At 57.2% G+C, this 778-nt stretch carries 1 protein-coding gene; it reads right to left on the reverse strand.

Translation table 11 applies throughout. The annotated features are described in order from the left end of the window. Window positions 1-182: 182 nt before the first annotated feature. On the reverse strand, window positions 183-778 hold a 596-nt coding region (locus ACG2LG_RS24050), incomplete at its 5' end, for a hypothetical protein (RefSeq protein WP_396263431.1).

Genomic DNA, 778 nt, shown 5'->3' on the forward strand with positions numbered 1-778 from the left:
AGCCCTTCCCCGAAGTTAAACTATCACTCCCCACGAGTTATGGAAAAAACATCACTTTGCCCCTTGCCAAACAAGCAGCCATAGCAACGTTTGAGGCATGGCGCGACGCCCGAACCATGGCGGCGCTCCGTGCCAGCTTGAAGGGATTGAACTACCAAAACGCTCACGCAACAAGGCCGCGTTTAGGCGTCGCCATCGCCGGCTTGTTGGGCTTCTGCTTGTTTCTCGGCTCGGAGCTTAAAGACCGCCATCAATGCCCATCCGAATGAGAGACTCACGATCACGATGTTGCCGACCAATTGGGCAACCGGATACTCCACGTATACCGGAACCCCCGGAACCGCAGTCAGCTTCGCGTAAGGCAGAAACGCTGCCAAGAATGCCCCTGCCTGTAGGACCGCGGCGCCAAGAACGCAGCAACAAATGACGAAGGATCTCGGAAGCCTCATCGAAGCACCAACGGCTATTCCGATGCCAATCGGAGGCAGCATCCCCCACCAATCGAGCGGTGCAAACGGGATTGCCAGCTCGGTGAGCGATGGATGCGAATACTCGGCGTATTGGGTAAAGAATTCGAAGTGGTAGTCCATCGCCAACTTCCGCAGGGCCAACAACGGCACGTAGGTCGTGATGGCGGCTGCAACTCCAAAAGCAATGCGTGTCCGCAGCATCCTTTCTTGCCCAGACCCTATGGCTGCGACTGGAGCCAGCCACGCGCCTTCGGGGTGGTTTGAGGGTTGAAAGGGAGGTGCCGTGTCTGGTTCAAGTCGTGGGCTAT

The organism is Haloferula sp. A504, assembly GCF_044385805.1.
Classification (GTDB): domain Bacteria; phylum Verrucomicrobiota; class Verrucomicrobiia; order Verrucomicrobiales; family Akkermansiaceae; genus Haloferula.